The following is a 16,006-nucleotide window of genomic DNA, read 5'->3' as shown; positions in this document are numbered from 1 at the left end:
ATACCTCCTTGAGAAAATCCTCCTGTCCGCATTGGGACAGGAGAAGCTTAACAGAGGTTTTCGGGAATCTTCTTGCGTTGTTTCGCGGTTCGGTGAAATCGCTGCAATGCCGGAAGATGCCTGTCCGGTGGAAATGCCTCGATTACTTGATGACCAATACCGGCACGGTGCTGAGTGACAGAACCTCCGCCGCCTGACTTCCCAGCAGCAATTTGTTCACGCCGCGGCGGCCATGCGATGCAATGACGATCAAATCGGCATCCCTGGCTTTCGCGGCCTCCACGATGCCCTGCGCCGGTGATTGATTCTCGATATGCACAGCTTCAGCGCTGACGCCAAGTTCCGTCGCCTTCACCTTGGCTTTCGACAGGATTTCCGTCGCCGCTTTGGTGATAGCCTCGCGATATTCCTGAAACGCCGCCGGGCTCGACGCCCATTCCGCTGCGACGACAATGCCGTAGGAAGGCAAAAGCTCCGTCACGGAAACGAAGATCACCTTCGCACCTGTTTCCTTCGCAAGCGCCACGCCCTGGTCAACGCCTTTTTCGGCAAGTTCCGATCCATCGGTTGCGATCAATATGTTCTTGTACATTCGTGCTCTCCTGGCTGCCTGAGACCCGAAGATGCGCGCGTCCCTGTCGGGGTGCATTGACGCGGATCAATCGAGCATTATTCAAGGCTAATACGCGCTCTCCCAATTATGATGGAATTTACTCCTAATTTTCCCGATTATACAGAATAAACTTCCAAACTTGCCCCCTCACGCGCACATGCTCAACTATGCTTTTGCGCAGTTTCCTCTTAAACTTCGCGTGACAAAAAGGGAGATCACGCCATGAACAAGCCCCTGAACGAACCGCACGCCGGTAAAACCGCAGGCCGTGGCCGCATTTACGATTCAATCCTCGACACAATCGGCAATACGCCTCTGGTGCGCATCGACAAGTTTGCCGAGGAAAAGGGCGTGAAGGCGAACCTTCTGGCCAAGCTTGAGTTCTTCAACCCGCTGGCGAGCGTAAAGGACCGCATCGGCCTGGCGCTGATCGAAGCGCTTGAACGCGACGGCAGGGCCGTGCCTGGCAAGACGGTCTTCGTCGAGCCGACATCCGGCAATACCGGCATTGCGCTTGCCTTTGCGGCGGCAGCCAAGGGCTATCGCCTTATTCTCACCATGCCGGAAACCATGTCGGTGGAGCGCCGCAAGCTCCTCAAGCTGCTCGGTGCGGAACTGGTGCTCACCGAAGGTGCCAAAGGCATGAAGGGCGCCATTGCCGAGGCGGCAGCGATTGCTGAAGGCAATCCGAACGCAATCATTCCCCAGCAGTTCGAAAATCCCGCGAACCCCGAAATCCACCGCCTTACCACGGCGGAAGAAATCTGGAACGACACCAATGGTGAAGCGGATATCCTGATTTCGGGTATCGGAACCGGCGGCACGATTACCGGCGTCGGTCAGGTCATCAAGGGGCGCAAGCCATCGTTCAAGGTGATCGCAGTCGAGCCGAAGGATTCACCCGTGCTTTCCGGCGGCACCCCGGGCCCGCACAAGATTCAGGGCATCGGCGCAGGTTTCGCGCCGAAAACGCTAGACACCAGCATCTATGATGAGATCGTTCAGGTTTCCAATGAGGACGCTTTTGCCAATGCACGCCTGCTGGCCCGCCTTGAAGGCATTCCTGTCGGCATTTCTTCCGGCGCCGCGCTGACGGCCGCCGTCGAAATCGGCAAGCGGCCTGAAAATGCCGGCAAGAACATCGTCATCATCATTCCGTCCTTTGCCGAACGCTATCTTTCAACGGCGCTGTTCGAAGGCTTGGAATAAGCCGCATCTCGTTCTGTAGCCAAAAACAAAAGCCAGAGCGGACAACCGTTCTGGCTTTACTTTTTTCAATGCCGATCCGCTTGCCGGGCAAACGGAAGCTCATGCGCTCATGTCAATGATGCGTACGCGCAGCGCAAGCAGGACCTGGCCCGCGCATATAGTGGCGCTCGGGCCTGTAGCTCGGTGCGACGAACTCACGGATGACATTAACGCTGTCACGCAGCTGAACAAGAATGCTCATCGTCTTAACCTTCGTCAAAAACACGCTATTCGGAATGGATGCCCTTCGTCCAACCGGGACGATGAAACGTTTTTCATTTCCGAACATCTTAATGAAAACTTTAACAATCAAAGATGAATAAGCCCTGAACTCATATGGTTAAGGGTAAGTTAATGGTAAGGATGTTGAAGCTTTTCCACAGCCTCCCGAATTGTCGCCACAATTGAAAAAGGCCGGTTCGATCCGGCCTCTTCCATGAAAACAGTTGTTCGCCTTAGCGCGTCGGAACCGGATGCTCGCCGCGATAATCGTAAAAGCCACGGCCTGCCTTGCGTCCGAGCCAACCAGCTTCGACATATTTGACCAGAAGCGGACATGGCCGGTACTTGGAATCCGCCAGCCCGTCGTGCAGAACCTGCATGATGGAGAGACAGGTGTCGAGGCCGATGAAATCGGCGAGTTGCAGCGGTCCCATCGGATGGTTGGCGCCAAGCTTCATGGCCGTATCGATGGCTTCGACGCTGCCCACACCTTCATAAAGCGTGTAGATGGCCTCGTTGATCATCGGCAACAGGATACGGTTGACGATAAAAGCCGGGAAATCTTCGGCAACGGTTATCGTCTTGCCAAGCGCCGTCACGAAATCATTCGACTTGCGGAAAGTTTCCTCATCCGTTGCAATGCCGCGCACCAGTTCGACAAGCTTCATCACCGGAACGGGATTCATGAAATGAATGCCGATGAAACGCTCCGGGCGATCGGTTGTGGATGCAAGGCGCGTGATCGAGATCGACGACGTGTTTGTGGCAAGGATCGCTTCAGGATTCAGAACCGAACAAAGCTGCGCGAAGATCTTGCGCTTGACGGTTTCGTCTTCCGTTGCCGCCTCAATGGCCAGATCGACGCCCGCCAGATCCTCCATGGAATTTGCCGGACGGATGAGCTTCATCGCGGCTGCGCGCTGATCTTCCAGCAATTTGCCCGATGCGACCTGGCGCGCCATGTTGCCATTGATGGTGGCGATGCCCTTTTCCAGCCGGTCCGCTGCCGCATCGTGAAGAAGCACATCGAACCCGGCCAGCGCGCATACGTGAGCAATGCCGCTGCCCATCTGTCCTGCGCCGACCACCCCTACCGTCTTGATTGCCACGATCATAACTCCTTCATTCAGCCGCTCCACAACAGAGCCGAGGCCGAGAGCATATGCTCTAACTTTTGTTCTTACGCATAATCCGACGCAAAACCGCTTCGCACTTTTGCTGGAAATGCTCTGTCTCTACGCATTATCCAACGCAAAACCGCTTCGCACTTTTGCTGGAAATGCTTCAGTATACCAATTCTGCCTGAGACAGATACAGCCCTCATTCAGCGAAAGCAAAATCAGCACTTCCCTGCCCAAACCCCCAAACAGAAAGCGGCGGGACTGGCCCGCCGCTTTCTGGTCGATTAAAGCGCTTTCTGCAGTTCCGGCAGGACGGTAAAAAGATCACCGACGAGGCCATAATCGGCGACCTGGAAGATCGGCGCTTCCTCGTCCTTGTTGATGGCGACGATGACGCGTGAGTCCTTCATGCCTGCCAGATGCTGGATCGCGCCGGAGATACCGACCGCGATGTAAAGGTCCGGTGCAACCACTTTGCCCGTCTGGCCAACCTGCCAGTCGTTCGGCGCATAGCCGGCATCGACTGCTGCACGGCTGGCGCCGACTGCGGCACCCAGCTTGTCGGCAACCGGCAGGATCACTTCCTGGAACTTTTCAGCAGAACCAAGCGCACGACCACCCGAGATGATGATCTTCGCCGAGGTCAGTTCCGGACGATCCGATTCCGAAAGCGCATTGCCGACGAAGCTCGACAGCGCCGGATCGGCAGCCGCATTGACGCTTTCAACCGCAGCCGAACCGCCTTCGCCCGTTGCCGAGAAGGAAGCCGTGCGCACCGTGATGACCTTCTTCGCGTCGGTCGACTGCACTGTCTGGATCGCATTGCCCGCATAGATCGGACGCTTGAACGTATCAGCCGATACGACTTCCATGATTTCGGAAAGCTGCATCACATCGAGAAGGGCTGCCACGCGCGGCAGGATGTTCTTGGCCGAAGTCGTCGCAGGCGCAATGATCGTGTCGTAATTGGCAGCCAGTTCCACGATGAGCGCTGCCGTCGGCTCGGCCAGACGGTTTTCCAGCGCATCGCTTTCAGCAAGCAGAACCTTGCGCACGCCATTGAGCTTTGCGGCCGCATCAGCTGCAGGTTTTGCACCTTTGCCAGCAACCAGCACATCCACGTCGCCGCCAATTTGGGCGGCAGCCGTCAGCGCCTTGGCCGTCTGGTCGGAAAGGGTTGCATTGTCGTGTTCGGCAATAAGAAGAATAGCCATTTGTCTCGTCCCTTCCGATTTCTTAGATGATGCCGTCGGCTTTCAGCTTCTCAACCAGCTCTGCGACAGAGCCGACCTTGACGCCAGCCTTGCGGCCGCCCGGCTCTTCCGTCTTCAGAACCTTCAGACGCGGCGCAATATCGGCGCCGAAATCGGCAGGCGACTTTTCGTCTAGCGGCTTCTTCTTGGCCTTCATGATGTTGGGCAGCGACGCATAGCGCGGCTGGTTCAAGCGAAGATCGACCGTGACGATCGCCGGAAGCTTCACATCGATGGTCTGGAGACCGCCGTCCACTTCACGCGTTACCTTGGCCGAACCATCGCCCAGCTCCACTTTAGAGGCAAAGGTTGCCTGGCTCCAGCTCAAGAGCGCCGACAGCATCTGGCCGGTCTGGTTGGAATCATCGTCGATTGCCTGTTTGCCGAGGAAGACGAGGTCCGGCTTTTCCGCTTCGACCACGCCCTTCAAGACCTTGGCAACGCCAAGCGGCTCGACCGTCTCGTCGGTCTTGACCAGGATCGCGCGATCCGCACCCATGGCAAGTGCCGTACGCAGCGTTTCCTGCGCCTGTGCCGGGCCAACCGAAACCGCGACGATCTCCGTCACCTTGCCCGCTTCCTTCAGACGGATCGCCTCTTCAACCGCAATCTCGTCAAAAGGGTTCATCGACATCTTCACGTTCGAAAGCTCAACCCCCGAACCGTCTCCCTTTACACGGATCTTCACGTTGTAATCGACAACCCGTTTCACTGCGACAAGGACTTTCATCCGCGATTACCTCTTCAATGACTTCTGCAGCACGACTATGCCGCCGTGAACTCCCACCCGCATGTCAAAATCCGACATGAAAGCGGCACCGGCGCAAAACTGGGTAGTGACGCAAATGCGCTGCCTCTCCGCCGGGAACCGGCACGAAACCTAAAGACGGTTGACGTGCACGTCAATCAGGCACAGGCCGCTATATCGATTAAAATCAATTTATTCTGACAACAGGTCATTCCGAATCCGAGCAACCCGACGCCTCCCCTTTTTCGTGTCGTTTACAAGCGATGCAGCATGCTTTAGGTAACGCCTCGCAATCCGGTCGCAGCCTACCCGGTCAAAACAAGGAACCCTGACTTATGAAAACGCTCGTCGTCTGCTCCGGCGGACTCGATTCTGTTTCGCTTGCTTATAGAATAGCAGCCGAACATCAACTCACAGCCCTCCTCTCCTTCGACTATGGCCAACGCCATAGGAAGGAACTGGATTCGGCCAGAGCCTGTGCCGAAAGGCTCGGCGTTTCCCATCAGATCATCGACATACGGACTATCGGCGCGAGCCTTACCGGCTCTGCCCTCACCGACGATGTCGATGTGCCCGACGGGCATTACGCCGAAGAAACGATGAAGATCACCATCGTGCCGAACCGCAATGCAATCATGCTGGCGATTGCCTTTGGTGTGGCCGCCGCACAAAAGGCCGACGCTGTGGCGCTCGCCGTCCATGGCGGTGATCATTTCATCTATCCCGATTGCCGCCCCGATTTTATTGATGCTTTCCAGACCATGCAGGACCATGCACTGGACGGCTATGCCGACATAAAACTGCTCGCGCCTTATGTGCACGTTTCCAAAGCCGACATCGTTATCGATGGCGCAAAATATGGCACGCCCTTTGCCGCAACGTGGTCCTGCTACAAGGGTGGCGAACATCATTGTGGACGCTGTGGCACCTGTGTCGAGCGACGGGAAGCCTTTCATCTCGCCGGTATCGAAGACCCGACCTTCTATGTGGATGCCGATTTCTGGCGTGCGGCAATCGAGAAGCGGAGCGTCTGATGTTTCGCATTACCAAGGAATTTCATTTCTCCGCATCGCATCAGCTGACCGGCCTGCCGGAAGACCATCAATACGCCCGCCTGCACGGGCACAACTATATCGTTGAGGTCGAACTCTCGGCTTCCGATCTCAACGAGCACGGCTTTGTTCGCGACTATCATGAGCTGGCGCCGTTCAAGCGCTATATCGATGATTGTTTTGACCATCGCCATCTGAACGACGTTCTGGGCCATGATCAGAGCACGGCTGAAACCCTCGCCCGGCACTTTTTTGAGTGGTGCCATGCGCGCTGGCCGGAAATATCCGCCGTGCGGGTCAGCGAAACGCCCAAGACATGGGCCGAGTACCGACCGTGACGCGGATACGGATCGCGGAAATTTTCGGACCCACGATACAGGGCGAAGGTGTGCTGATCGGCGAGCCGACGGTTTTCGTGCGAACCGGCGGCTGCGATTATCGCTGCGCATGGTGCGACAGCCTGCATGCCGTCGAGAGCCGTTTTCGCCATGAATGGAAGCCAATGAGCGTCGAGGCCATTTGGGATAAAGTGACGGCACTTTCCCGAAATAAGCCCCTCACAGTGTCACTTTCGGGGGGCAATCCGGCCATCCAGCCACTCGGACCGTTGATCGAGCATGGCAGGAAAGACGGCTATCGCTTTGCGCTGGAAACGCAAGGGTCGGTTGCACAAGGCTGGTTTTCAGCCCTCGACACGCTGGTATTGAGCCCGAAGCCGCCATCCAGCACTATGGATACCGATTTCGATGCGCTGGCCGCATGTATCGAGGTTGCGGGCAATACGCCGCGAACGGTGCTGAAATTCGTGATCTTTGATGTCGCCGATTACGCCTTCGCCAAAGAAGCGGCTAATCGGCATCCTCACCTGCCAGTCTATCTCCAGCCGGGTAATCACACTCCGCCACCGCCCGAAGCGAATGACGCTGCAATAGACATCGACGGCATCATGCGGCGGATGGAATGGCTGGTGGAAAAGGTGATCGCGGATGGCTGGTACGAAGCGCACGTCCTGCCCCAGCTCCACGTGCTGATCTGGGGCAACAAACGGGGGGTTTAGACTAGCGGTTCGCGCCCGGCACCCAGAGAACATCCTGCGCGCCATTATCATTGACGGTTCGCGACGCCACGAACAGGAAATCGGAAACGCGGTTGATATATTGCAAAGCCTCCGCCGAGACGACTTCACCTTCGACACGGGCAAGCGCAACCATCAGCCGTTCGGCCCGGCGTGAGATCGTGCGGGCAAGGTGCAATGCGGCAGATGCAGCCGACCCACCGGGGAGAATGAATGAGCGGAGCGGCTGCAGATCGGCATTGAGGAAATCAATGTCGGCTTCCAGACGCGCGACCTGCGAAGCGACGATGCGTAGCGGTTCGTAGGCGAGCGGTTTCCCGTCATCCGGCGTCGACAGATCGGCGCCAAGGTCGAAAAGATCGTTCTGGATGCGTGCCAGCATGGCATCGATCTGTGCATGAGGATTGTTTTCACCGCCTGTATGGAGGCGTGCCATGCCGATGCAGGCATTGGTTTCATCCACAGTGCCATAGGCTTCGACGCGCAGGTCCGACTTCAGCCGGCGCGGCCCGCTGGCAAGTCCTGTTGTGCCCTTGTCGCCTGTACGGGTATAGATTTTGTTGAGCTTGACCATGCCTTATTGACCGTTTTTCACGCGGGCGTAATAGATCGCCCCGACGATCAGGACTATGGCAATGAACTGCAGGAAAACACGCAGCTGCATCATCTTGTTGGAAAAATTGGCGTCGCCGCCGCGCATCATGTTGCGCAGGCCGATGATCAGAACGACAGCCACTGCAAACATGGCCACCATTGCCGCGCCCTTGAACAGAACGTCCATTTCATTTCCTTCCCATGCGCACTGTTCCGAACCTCATGATTGGTCGGAAAGCATCCGGTAAAGCCAGCGTGCAGGCATCAGACGCCGCGCCAGTGAACCAAGTTTCGCCGGTCTCGTCACCACGTAATGCGGGCGGGGACGCGGCGCCTCCAATGCATGAAGCAGTACAGCATAGACGGCTTCCGGTCCAAGCTTGTTCTTGGATTTTGTGCCGCCACTTTTCAATTTCGCCATCTGGCGCTGGTAAAGCTCGCGATGAACAGACGCCTCCATGTCGATATTGGCTTCCGCATGGCTGGCGGCATTGTAGGTGAAGCGCGACGCAATCGGACCAGGCTCGATCAGCGACACATCGATACCGGAACCTTCCAGCTCCATGCGTTGCGCAAGCATCAGCCCTTCAAGCGCAAATTTGGACGCCACATAAGCGCCGCGCCATTTCATGGGCACCAGTCCCAGAATCGATGAGCAATGAACGATGCGCCCGTGTCCTTGCCGGCGCATGACGGGAATCACGCGCCGGGTCAAATCATGCCAGCCGAAGAAATTAGCTTCGAATTGCTGGCGCAAGGCTTCGACCGGCAAGTCCTCTATCGCGCCGGGCTGTGCATATGCGCCATTGTTGAACAGCGCATCAAGTGTGCCGTCAGTTTGGCGCAGCACCTCGTCGACCAGGTTCGCGATCGACTGCGGCTGCGTATAATCGAGGTAATGCGTCTCAATGCCCTTTGCCCGGAGCGCTTCGATATCCGCATCCTTGCGGGCGGTCGCAAAGACGCGCCAGCCTTGGCTCTTCAGCGCTTCCGCGCAATAGGCGCCAATCCCGGAGGAGCAACCGGTAATGATGATGCTGCGCTGTTGGTTCTGACCGGATCGTGCCGGAGCCATATGTTCGTTTCCCGCTGCCGTTTTGCCAAGATTGCTTGATTCGTGCCCGGTTTAAAACGGGGCCTGCCCTTGCAATCCGCGGACCGATGCTAGATTTAAGGCCTTGAAACATCGGCTGAACGCGTTTCAGACGCCAATCGCGACTTTGGGGACAAATCTGCGGATGCGAAAAATCAGACGTTTTCTCCGTCAGATCACCTGGGACGTCATTGGTCATTTCAGTTCGGACGACGGCTGGGCTTTCGCCAGCCATATTGCGCTTTCCGGACTGATGGCGCTGTTTCCGTTCCTCATCTTCGCCACGACGCTCGCGAGCTTTCTCGGCACCAAGGAATTTGCCGATACGGCGGTGCATGTCATCTTCGACATGTGGCCGTCGAACATCGCCGCTCCCATCGCCAACGAGGTGATGAACGTGCTGACCGTCCAACGCAGCGGGCTTCTGACCCTCAGCGTCATCGCGGCCGCCTATTTTGCCTCCAACGGCGTTGAGGCGCTGCGCATCGCGCTTAACCGCGCCTATCGCGTGACAGACCAGCGTTCGATCATTTTCTGCCGCCTGCAAAGTCTCGGCTTCGTTCTGGTCGGCACGCTGAGCCTGATGGCCATCAGCTTCCTGCTGGTTCTGGCGCCGCTTGCCGTGCGTATTGCCGAACAATGGTTTCCCGACATAGCGCCGTTCACAGGCACCATCGCCTTCTGGCGCTATACGGTAGCGGTGGCGGTTCTGGTTCTGGCGCTGTTCATGGTACACATCTGGCTTCCCGCCGGGCGACGCAGCCTCGGCGACATCCTGCCGGGCATACTGATCACGCTCATCGCCTGGCTTGCCGCTGCGATGGCCTTTGCCAAATATCTGGAAACCTTTGCCAATTACGTGACGACCTATGCCGGTCTGGCCTCGATCATGGTGGCGATCGTCTTTCTCTACATGCTGTCGGCAATTTTCATCATCGGCGCGGAAATAAACGCCGCCATCATGATTTTCCGCAAGCGCGAGCAACAGCCCGAGCTTAACTCGTAAAAATCAGCGCACGATCCAGTCCGAAAACCAGTCCCCACTTTTCGGCATCATGTCCGGCGTAAAGTCGTCAGCGCAACGCCGAGCGTCGTCACCACCATACCCGCAATCTGGATCGCCGACAGCGTTTCGCCGAAAATCAGATAGGCCATGATCGCGGCCGTGCCGGGGACGAGATAAAACAGCGAGGCAACTTTCGACATTGCGCCTTCGCGTATCATGACCAGAAGTGCCAGAATCGCCCCGATGGAAATGGCAAGCGTCAGCCAGACCAGCGCAAAGATCAGCGATGGCGACCAGATCATGACACGCGTCTCGAAGGCAAACGCACACACAGCGGTGAGAATGGCCGCAGCGATGTATTGAACGGCTGTCCCGGCCTTGAGATCTCCCGCCGTGCCGAAACGTTTCTGCCAGACCGTGCCGGTGCTAATCGCCAGCACGGCCACGAAAGCCGCCGCAAGGCTTTTGGGATCGACGCCGCTGCCCGCCGAAAATTTCGGCCATACAACCATCGCCACGCCGATGAAGCCGATGAGAAGCCCGGCCCATTGCCGTCCGCTCGCTCGTTCGCCCAGAAGAATGGCCGCAATCAGCGTGGTCAGCATCGGCTGAAGGCCTGCCACAAGACCCGACATTCCCGCAGGCAGACCGTGGTGAACTGCCCAGAACAAGGCGGAGAGATAAACGCCGTGGATGAGACAACCGGCAATCGCCGCATGAAGAAGAACATCTCCCTTGGGCCAGATGCTCCGGCTTGCCAGCGCCCAGAGCGTCATGATGAGGGCTGCAATGGAAAAACGCACCGCCATGAAGGTGAACGGTTCGGCATAAGGCATGGAAAGCCCCGCGCCGATGAAACCGGTGGCCCAAAGCAGGACGAACATGATGGGGAAGAAACGGGCGGCCATGGCGGAACTCTCACTTTTGCGGCCCGCCTTATACCGTTTTTCGCCGATCCCCTATCGCATAAAACTGATCGCAGCGTTGAATTTGCCAAACAGCCGCTCCCATTTTATGAAGCAGCATGAACACGCAACCCGAAAAGATCCACATTTTTGTCGATGCAGACGCCTGCCCGGTGAAGGCTGAAATCTATCGTGTGGCGGAACGGCACAATCTTCCCGTCATGCTGGTGGCCAACAGTTTCATTGCCATCCCGCGCGATGCGGAGCGCGTGGAACGCGTCATCGTATCGGACAAGCTGGACGCTGCCGACGACTGGATCGCCGAAAATTCCCGTCCGGGCGCCATCGTGATTACCGCCGACATTCCTCTGGCCAGCCGCTCGCTCGAAAAAGGTGCCTCGGTAATTGCACCGAACGGGCGCATTCACACCCAGAACACCATCGGCAACACGCTGGCGACGCGCAATCTGATGGACAGCTTGCGTTCCGCAGGCGAAGTCACCGGCGGCCCTGCCCCCTTTTCACCAAAAGATCGCTCTGCATTTCTTTCGGCGCTGGACCTTGCCATCGTTCGGCTGAAACGAGCCGGTTTTGTCTCAGGCTGACCGCATCGAGGCAGTGGCGACACCCGCGCCGATCAGCAAAGTTCCGCCCGCACGATTGAAGATGCGCAGCGCCCGTTCGCTCGAAAAGAAGCCGCGCGCGCGGGTTGCCAGAAGCGCATAAGCAAAGGCATTGAGGAAAGCGAGCACGAGGAACGTGCTTTCGAAAACCAGCATCTGGGTCAGGAAATCCCGATGCGGGCTCAGGAACTGCGGAAGAAAAGCCACAAAAAATGTAATGCTCTTCGGGTTGAGCGCCGTCACCAGCCATGCATGAACCAGCATCCGCACCGGATGCACCTTGTCATGCCGGGCGCTTGCATGAAGGGCACCACCAGCCCGGAACAGCTTTATGCCGAGCCAGACCAGATAGGCCGCACCCGCCCATTTGACTGCGGTGAACACGGTTGCCGATGCCGCCAGCAGCGCGCCCACGCCAAGCATGGAAAGCGTCATCGCTGTAAAGTCGCCAAGCGCGACACCGACCGCCATCGGAAAAGCCGCCTTCCACCCCTGTCCCAGAGCGTAGGATACGACGAGCAATACGGTCGGGCCCGGTATTACCAGAAGCACGATGGATGCGGCGGAAAATGCGAGCCAGACTTCAAAGGTCATGGATGGTCTCCTTCCCTCACAGGAAAGAAAGCCACCGCATTTCGCTTTTGTCGAGACTAAAGATTTTTAGCCGCTTCGATGAGTTTTTTGGCTTCCGGGCTGTCCCACGGCGCAGGGCCGTTCATGGATGCAATCTGACAGCCATCCTTGTCTACGAGCAGGGTTACGGGAAGGCCAAAAGCCAGGTTCTTGCGCTTCAATTCGTTGAAGCTCGACATGGAAGCATCCCGGTGCAAGGTCAGGTTGTTGATGCCGATTTCATTGAGAAAGCCCTTGGGCTTGTCGTCGGAGCCGGTATCGATGTTGATGGCGACAACGTCGAAATCGCTACCGCCTTTCTCGCCCTGCAACTTGTCGAGAGCGGGCATTTCCTCACGGCAGGGAGCGCACCACGTCGCCCAAAGATTGACCAGCAGCGTCTTGCCCTTGTAGTCGCCGAGCGTCATCTGTTTGCCGTCCGGGCCGCTAAAGGCGATATGCGAGACGGAAATCGGCTTTTCGGCAGCGCGCATGGCTGCCACGCCGCCGGTCGCAGCTGCATCCAGCGCCTTCAGCGCATCAGCTTTAAGAGCGCACTGCGCCGATGCTTCGTCGCTTTCGGCTGCAACATTCGCTGAAACATTCTGGTCAACGACATTGCCAGAAGGCCGCTCCATCACGTATACCGCCACGATACCGGCAATGACACCGGCAAGGGCGGCAAGAAGGACGATCTTGCGATTTCCCGATTTCGTCTGCTGTTCGGAATTCGCCTTTTCGTTGTCTTCTGCCATGTCGCGTTACTTCTTTCCAATATTCCGCCAAATCGTCACTCGGGGCATATGAGCATGAGCGAACAAAAATCAAGCAACCAGATGTGGGGCGGCCGTTTTGCCTCAGGCCCGGATGCGATCATGGAAGAGATCAATGCATCGATCGGCTTCGACCGCAAGCTCTATGCGCAGGATATTCAGGGCTCGCTTGCCCATGCAGCCATGCTGGCAAAGACGGGCATTATTGCGGCGGAGGACCATAGACAAATCGAAGATGGCCTGAAAACCATTCTCAAGGAAATCGAGGAAGGCAAGTTCACATTCTCGCGCAAGCTCGAAGACATTCACATGAATATCGAAGCGCGGCTTGCCGAACTGATCGGCCCTTCCGCCGGACGTCTCCACACCGCCCGCTCGCGCAACGATCAGGTGGCCGTCGATTTCCGCCTCTGGGTCAAGCAGGAACTGGAAAAGACCGCCGCCGCGCTCAAGAACCTGATCGAAGCGTTTCTGGAGCGCGCCGAAGAACACGCCGCCACCGTGATGCCGGGTTTCACCCATCTCCAGACCGCGCAGCCCGTTACCTTCGGTCATCATTGCATGGCCTATGTGGAAATGTTCGGCCGCGACCTGTCGCGTGTGCGCGATGCCATAGAGCGCATGGACGAATCGCCTTTGGGCGCAGCAGCCCTTGCAGGCACGGGCTTCCCGATCGACCGTCATATGACCGCCAAGGCGCTCGGCTTTCGTGAGCCGACCCGCAATTCGCTCGACAGCGTTTCCGATCGTGACTACGCGCTGGAATTCCTGTCGCTTGCCGCGATCTGCGCAGGCCATCTGTCACGGCTCGCCGAAGAGATCGTCATCTGGTCCACACCGCAGTTCAATTTCGTGCGCCTTTCGGACGCCTTTTCGACCGGCTCGTCCATCATGCCGCAGAAGAAGAACCCGGATGCCGCCGAACTGGTTCGCGCCAAGACGGGCCGCATCAACGGATCGCTGGTTGCACTTCTGACCATCATGAAGGGGCTGCCGCTCGCCTATTCCAAGGACATGCAGGAAGACAAGGAACAGGTCTTCGACGCCGCCGAAAATCTGGAACTCGCCATTGCAGCCATGGCCGGTATGGTGCGGGACCTGTCAATCAATGTGGCCTCGATGAAGAAGGCGGCAGGTTCCGGCTATTCCACTGCGACCGATCTCGCCGACTGGCTGGTGCGCGAACTGGGACTTCCCTTCCGCGAGGCCCATCACGTGACCGGACGCGCCGTCGCTCTGGCTGAAAGCCGCAAGGTCGATCTGTCGAAGCTGTCGCTGGAGGAACTGCAATCGATCCATCCGGGTATCACCGATGCCGTTTTCGGCTACCTGACAGTCGAAAAGTCGGTAAAGAGCCGCCAGTCCTTCGGCGGCACGGCCCCGCAGGAAGTGCGCCGCCAGATCCGTTACTGGAAGAAGCGCATTACCAGGGCCTGACAGTCGATCAACATGACGTCATGTGGAATCATCCAGTCAACGGATGATTCCACTCTTGGAAATTTTGCGTTACAGCTAGCGCCAACAGATTTTATTTCGGGAACCAAAGCTGATGACAGGCCGCTCCGCCATTTCTTCCGTGCTTCTGATCGCCGCGCTTAGCGCCACGCTTGCCGCTTGCGGCCGCAAGGGCCCGCTTGAGCCGCCGCCATCTGCCGTCGTGACCGACGAACAGGGTCACACCAAGCCGAAACCGAAAGAAGACAAGCCGATCATCCTCGACAAGCTGTTGTAAGTTTCCGCTGTAGGGCCTTTTCTGTGAACCATTTCGAATATCGCAACGGCGTCCTTCACGCCGAGAATATCAGCCTGCCTGAAATCGCACAGGCCGTCGGTACGCCGTTTTACGTCTATTCCCGCGCGACCGTGGAGCGCCATTTCCGCGTGTTCAGCGAAGCCTTCGCCGGTATGGAAACGCTCGTTACCTATGCGCTGAAAGCCAATTCCAACCAGGCCGTCCTGAAAACGCTGGCCAAGCTGGGGGCCGGTGCTGACACCGTTTCGGAGGGCGAGATTCGCCGTGCGCTTGCGGCAGGCATCCCGGCAAACAAGATCGTGTTTTCCGGCGTAGGCAAGACGCCGCACGAAATGGACTTTGCGTTGGAAGCTGGCATTTATTGCTTCAATGTGGAATCCGAACCGGAACTCGAAATTCTTTCGGCCCGCGCAGTCAAGGCAGGCAAGGTCGCATCCGTATCGCTGCGTATCAACCCTGATGTGGATGCCAAGACCCACGCCAAGATTTCGACCGGCAAGTCCGAGAACAAGTTCGGCATTCCCCGCGTCAAGGCGCGGGAAGCCTATGCCCGTGCAGCAAGCCTGCCCGGTCTCGACGTGGTCGGCATCGATATGCATATCGGCAGCCAGATCATCGACCTGGAACCATTCGACGATGCGTTTGCACTGATGGCGCAACTGGTCAAGGAATTGCAGGCCGACGGCCACAATATCCGCCACGTCGACGTTGGCGGCGGATTGGGCATTCCTTATCGCACCGACAATACGCCGCCACCTTTGCCCGTGGCTTATGCTGAAATCGTCGCCAGGCATATCAAGCCGCTCGGTCTCAAGACCGTGTTCGAACCGGGCCGCCTGATTGTCGGCAATGCAGGACTTCTGGTGACGGAAGTGATCTTCGTGAAGGAAGGCGATGCCAAGAACTTCGTCATCGTCGATGCGGCGATGAACGATTTGATTCGTCCCACACTTTATGATGCGTTCCACGACATCAAGCCGGTTGCCCTGCCGAAAGACGATGCGCCCCGTATCCGCGCCGATTTCGTTGGCCCGGTCTGTGAAACCGGCGATTATCTGGGCCTCGACCGGGAAGTGGCCAAACCGGCGCCCGGCGACCTGATTGCCGTCTGCACCACGGGCGCTTATGGCGCCGTGCTCTCCAGCACTTACAACAGCCGCCTGCTCATTCCTGAAGTGCTGGTGGATGGCGACCGCTATCACGTCGTGCGCCCGCGCCGAACTTATGAAGAACTGCTCGCACTCGATTCCGTGCCCGAGTGGTTATAATCCCGCGAATACAATTATCATGGCAAAGCCTCGCCTTTGCCATGATG

The 16,006-nt window shown here is 57.6% G+C and carries 19 protein-coding genes; 9 read left to right on the top strand and 10 right to left on the bottom strand.

Annotation, left to right across the window (positions count from 1 at the left end; translation table 11 throughout):
- Positions 1–142 precede the first annotated feature (142 nt).
- Positions 143–592, bottom strand: coding sequence for a universal stress protein (locus ABWW28_RS15705; RefSeq protein ID WP_006472247.1), 450 nt, complete (start codon positions 590–592; stop codon positions 143–145).
- 243 nt (positions 593–835) lie between these two features.
- On the opposite strand from ABWW28_RS15705, the gene cysK reads away from it, so the two are divergent.
- Positions 836–1,822, top strand: a complete 987-nt coding sequence (cysK, locus tag ABWW28_RS15700) for a cysteine synthase A (protein WP_353391346.1) — start codon at positions 836–838, stop codon at positions 1,820–1,822.
- A 494-nt stretch (positions 1,823–2,316) separates the two neighbouring features.
- Here cysK and ABWW28_RS15695 read toward each other — a convergent pair whose 3' ends face one another.
- The 3 genes from ABWW28_RS15695 to ABWW28_RS15685 all read right to left on the bottom strand — a co-directional run bounded on the left by ABWW28_RS15695 (position 2,317) and on the right by ABWW28_RS15685 (position 5,187).
- A complete protein-coding gene (locus ABWW28_RS15695; protein WP_025092165.1) occupies positions 2,317–3,192 on the bottom strand; it encodes a 3-hydroxybutyryl-CoA dehydrogenase in 876 nt (291 codons plus the stop codon).
- A gap of 296 nt (positions 3,193–3,488) precedes the next feature.
- Complete coding sequence (locus ABWW28_RS15690) at positions 3,489–4,418, bottom strand: electron transfer flavoprotein subunit alpha/FixB family protein (protein WP_006467907.1); 930 nt, start codon at positions 4,416–4,418, stop codon at positions 3,489–3,491.
- Positions 4,419–4,440: 22 nt separating this feature from the next.
- Positions 4,441–5,187, bottom strand: a complete 747-nt coding sequence (locus ABWW28_RS15685; RefSeq protein WP_063881773.1) for an electron transfer flavoprotein subunit beta/FixA family protein — start codon at positions 5,185–5,187, stop codon at positions 4,441–4,443.
- Between the two features lie 353 nt (positions 5,188–5,540).
- Between ABWW28_RS15685 and queC the strand changes: the two genes are divergently transcribed.
- From queC to queE, 3 genes are read left to right on the top strand one after another with little or no spacing between them, the layout of a single operon-like run.
- The gene (gene queC, locus ABWW28_RS15680) at positions 5,541–6,239 is read left to right on the top strand and encodes a 7-cyano-7-deazaguanine synthase QueC (protein WP_112671748.1); all 699 of its coding nucleotides are present in this window, start codon (positions 5,541–5,543) and stop codon (positions 6,237–6,239) included.
- Positions 6,239–6,595, top strand: coding sequence for a 6-carboxytetrahydropterin synthase QueD (queD, locus tag ABWW28_RS15675; RefSeq protein WP_353391343.1), 357 nt, complete (start codon positions 6,239–6,241; stop codon positions 6,593–6,595). Before queC ends, queD begins: the two co-directional genes overlap by 1 nt.
- The gene (gene queE, locus ABWW28_RS15670; protein WP_021587428.1) at positions 6,574–7,314 is read left to right on the top strand and encodes a 7-carboxy-7-deazaguanine synthase QueE; all 741 of its coding nucleotides are present in this window, start codon (positions 6,574–6,576) and stop codon (positions 7,312–7,314) included. The genes queD and queE overlap by 22 nt, the downstream gene beginning before the upstream one ends.
- A gap of 1 nt (position 7,315) precedes the next feature.
- Here the strand turns inward: queE and ABWW28_RS15665 are convergent, their stop codons facing one another.
- Genes ABWW28_RS15665 through ABWW28_RS15655 form a run of 3 tightly spaced genes read right to left on the bottom strand, consistent with a single transcriptional unit; the run spans position 7,316 to position 9,001 of the window.
- On the bottom strand, positions 7,316–7,906 hold the full coding sequence (locus ABWW28_RS15665; RefSeq protein ID WP_021587429.1) for a cob(I)yrinic acid a,c-diamide adenosyltransferase: 591 nt from the start codon (positions 7,904–7,906) through the stop codon (positions 7,316–7,318).
- A gap of 3 nt (positions 7,907–7,909) precedes the next feature.
- Positions 7,910–8,113: a twin transmembrane helix small protein gene (locus tag ABWW28_RS15660; RefSeq protein ID WP_006467913.1), complete on the bottom strand. Its 204-nt coding sequence runs from the start codon at positions 8,111–8,113 to the stop codon at positions 7,910–7,912.
- 33 nt (positions 8,114–8,146) lie between these two features.
- The gene (locus ABWW28_RS15655; RefSeq protein ID WP_021587430.1) at positions 8,147–9,001 is read right to left on the bottom strand and encodes an SDR family oxidoreductase; all 855 of its coding nucleotides are present in this window, start codon (positions 8,999–9,001) and stop codon (positions 8,147–8,149) included.
- Between the two features lie 163 nt (positions 9,002–9,164).
- On the opposite strand from ABWW28_RS15655, the gene ABWW28_RS15650 reads away from it, so the two are divergent.
- Positions 9,165–10,025, top strand: a complete 861-nt coding sequence (locus ABWW28_RS15650; protein ID WP_021587431.1) for a YihY/virulence factor BrkB family protein — start codon at positions 9,165–9,167, stop codon at positions 10,023–10,025.
- A gap of 47 nt (positions 10,026–10,072) precedes the next feature.
- Here the strand turns inward: ABWW28_RS15650 and ABWW28_RS15645 are convergent, their stop codons facing one another.
- Positions 10,073–10,933, bottom strand: coding sequence for a DMT family transporter (locus ABWW28_RS15645; protein ID WP_021587432.1), 861 nt, complete (start codon positions 10,931–10,933; stop codon positions 10,073–10,075).
- Positions 10,934–11,049: 116 nt separating this feature from the next.
- Between ABWW28_RS15645 and ABWW28_RS15640 the strand changes: the two genes are divergently transcribed.
- On the top strand, positions 11,050–11,535 hold the full coding sequence (locus ABWW28_RS15640; protein ID WP_021587433.1) for a YaiI/YqxD family protein: 486 nt from the start codon (positions 11,050–11,052) through the stop codon (positions 11,533–11,535).
- Here the strand turns inward: ABWW28_RS15640 and ABWW28_RS15635 are convergent.
- Positions 11,527–12,147: a LysE family translocator gene (locus tag ABWW28_RS15635; RefSeq protein WP_353391339.1), complete on the bottom strand. Its 621-nt coding sequence runs from the start codon at positions 12,145–12,147 to the stop codon at positions 11,527–11,529. The genes ABWW28_RS15640 and ABWW28_RS15635 overlap by 9 nt on opposite strands.
- A 56-nt stretch (positions 12,148–12,203) precedes the next feature.
- A complete protein-coding gene (gene tlpA, locus ABWW28_RS15630) occupies positions 12,204–12,920 on the bottom strand; it encodes a thiol:disulfide interchange protein TlpA (protein ID WP_021587434.1) in 717 nt (238 codons plus the stop codon).
- A 54-nt stretch (positions 12,921–12,974) separates the two neighbouring features.
- Between tlpA and argH the strand changes: the two genes are divergently transcribed.
- From argH to lysA, 3 genes are all read left to right on the top strand, one after another.
- Positions 12,975–14,375: an argininosuccinate lyase gene (argH, locus tag ABWW28_RS15625; protein WP_021587435.1), complete on the top strand. Its 1,401-nt coding sequence runs from the start codon at positions 12,975–12,977 to the stop codon at positions 14,373–14,375.
- Positions 14,376–14,487: 112 nt separating this feature from the next.
- Positions 14,488–14,670 carry an LPS translocon maturation chaperone LptM gene (gene lptM / locus ABWW28_RS15620; RefSeq protein WP_021587436.1) on the top strand — a complete coding sequence of 61 codons (183 nt, stop codon included), beginning with the start codon at positions 14,488–14,490 and terminating at the stop codon, positions 14,668–14,670.
- A 23-nt stretch (positions 14,671–14,693) separates the two neighbouring features.
- A complete protein-coding gene (gene lysA / locus ABWW28_RS15615) occupies positions 14,694–15,959 on the top strand; it encodes a diaminopimelate decarboxylase (protein ID WP_021587437.1) in 1,266 nt (421 codons plus the stop codon).
- Positions 15,960–16,006: the final 47 nt, after the last annotated feature.

The sequence above is a fragment of the Brucella sp. NBRC 14130 genome (genome assembly GCF_040371715.1).
Lineage (GTDB): Bacteria > Pseudomonadota > Alphaproteobacteria > Rhizobiales > Rhizobiaceae > Brucella > Brucella intermedia.
This window is presented reverse-complemented; position numbering and strand designations above follow the sequence as displayed.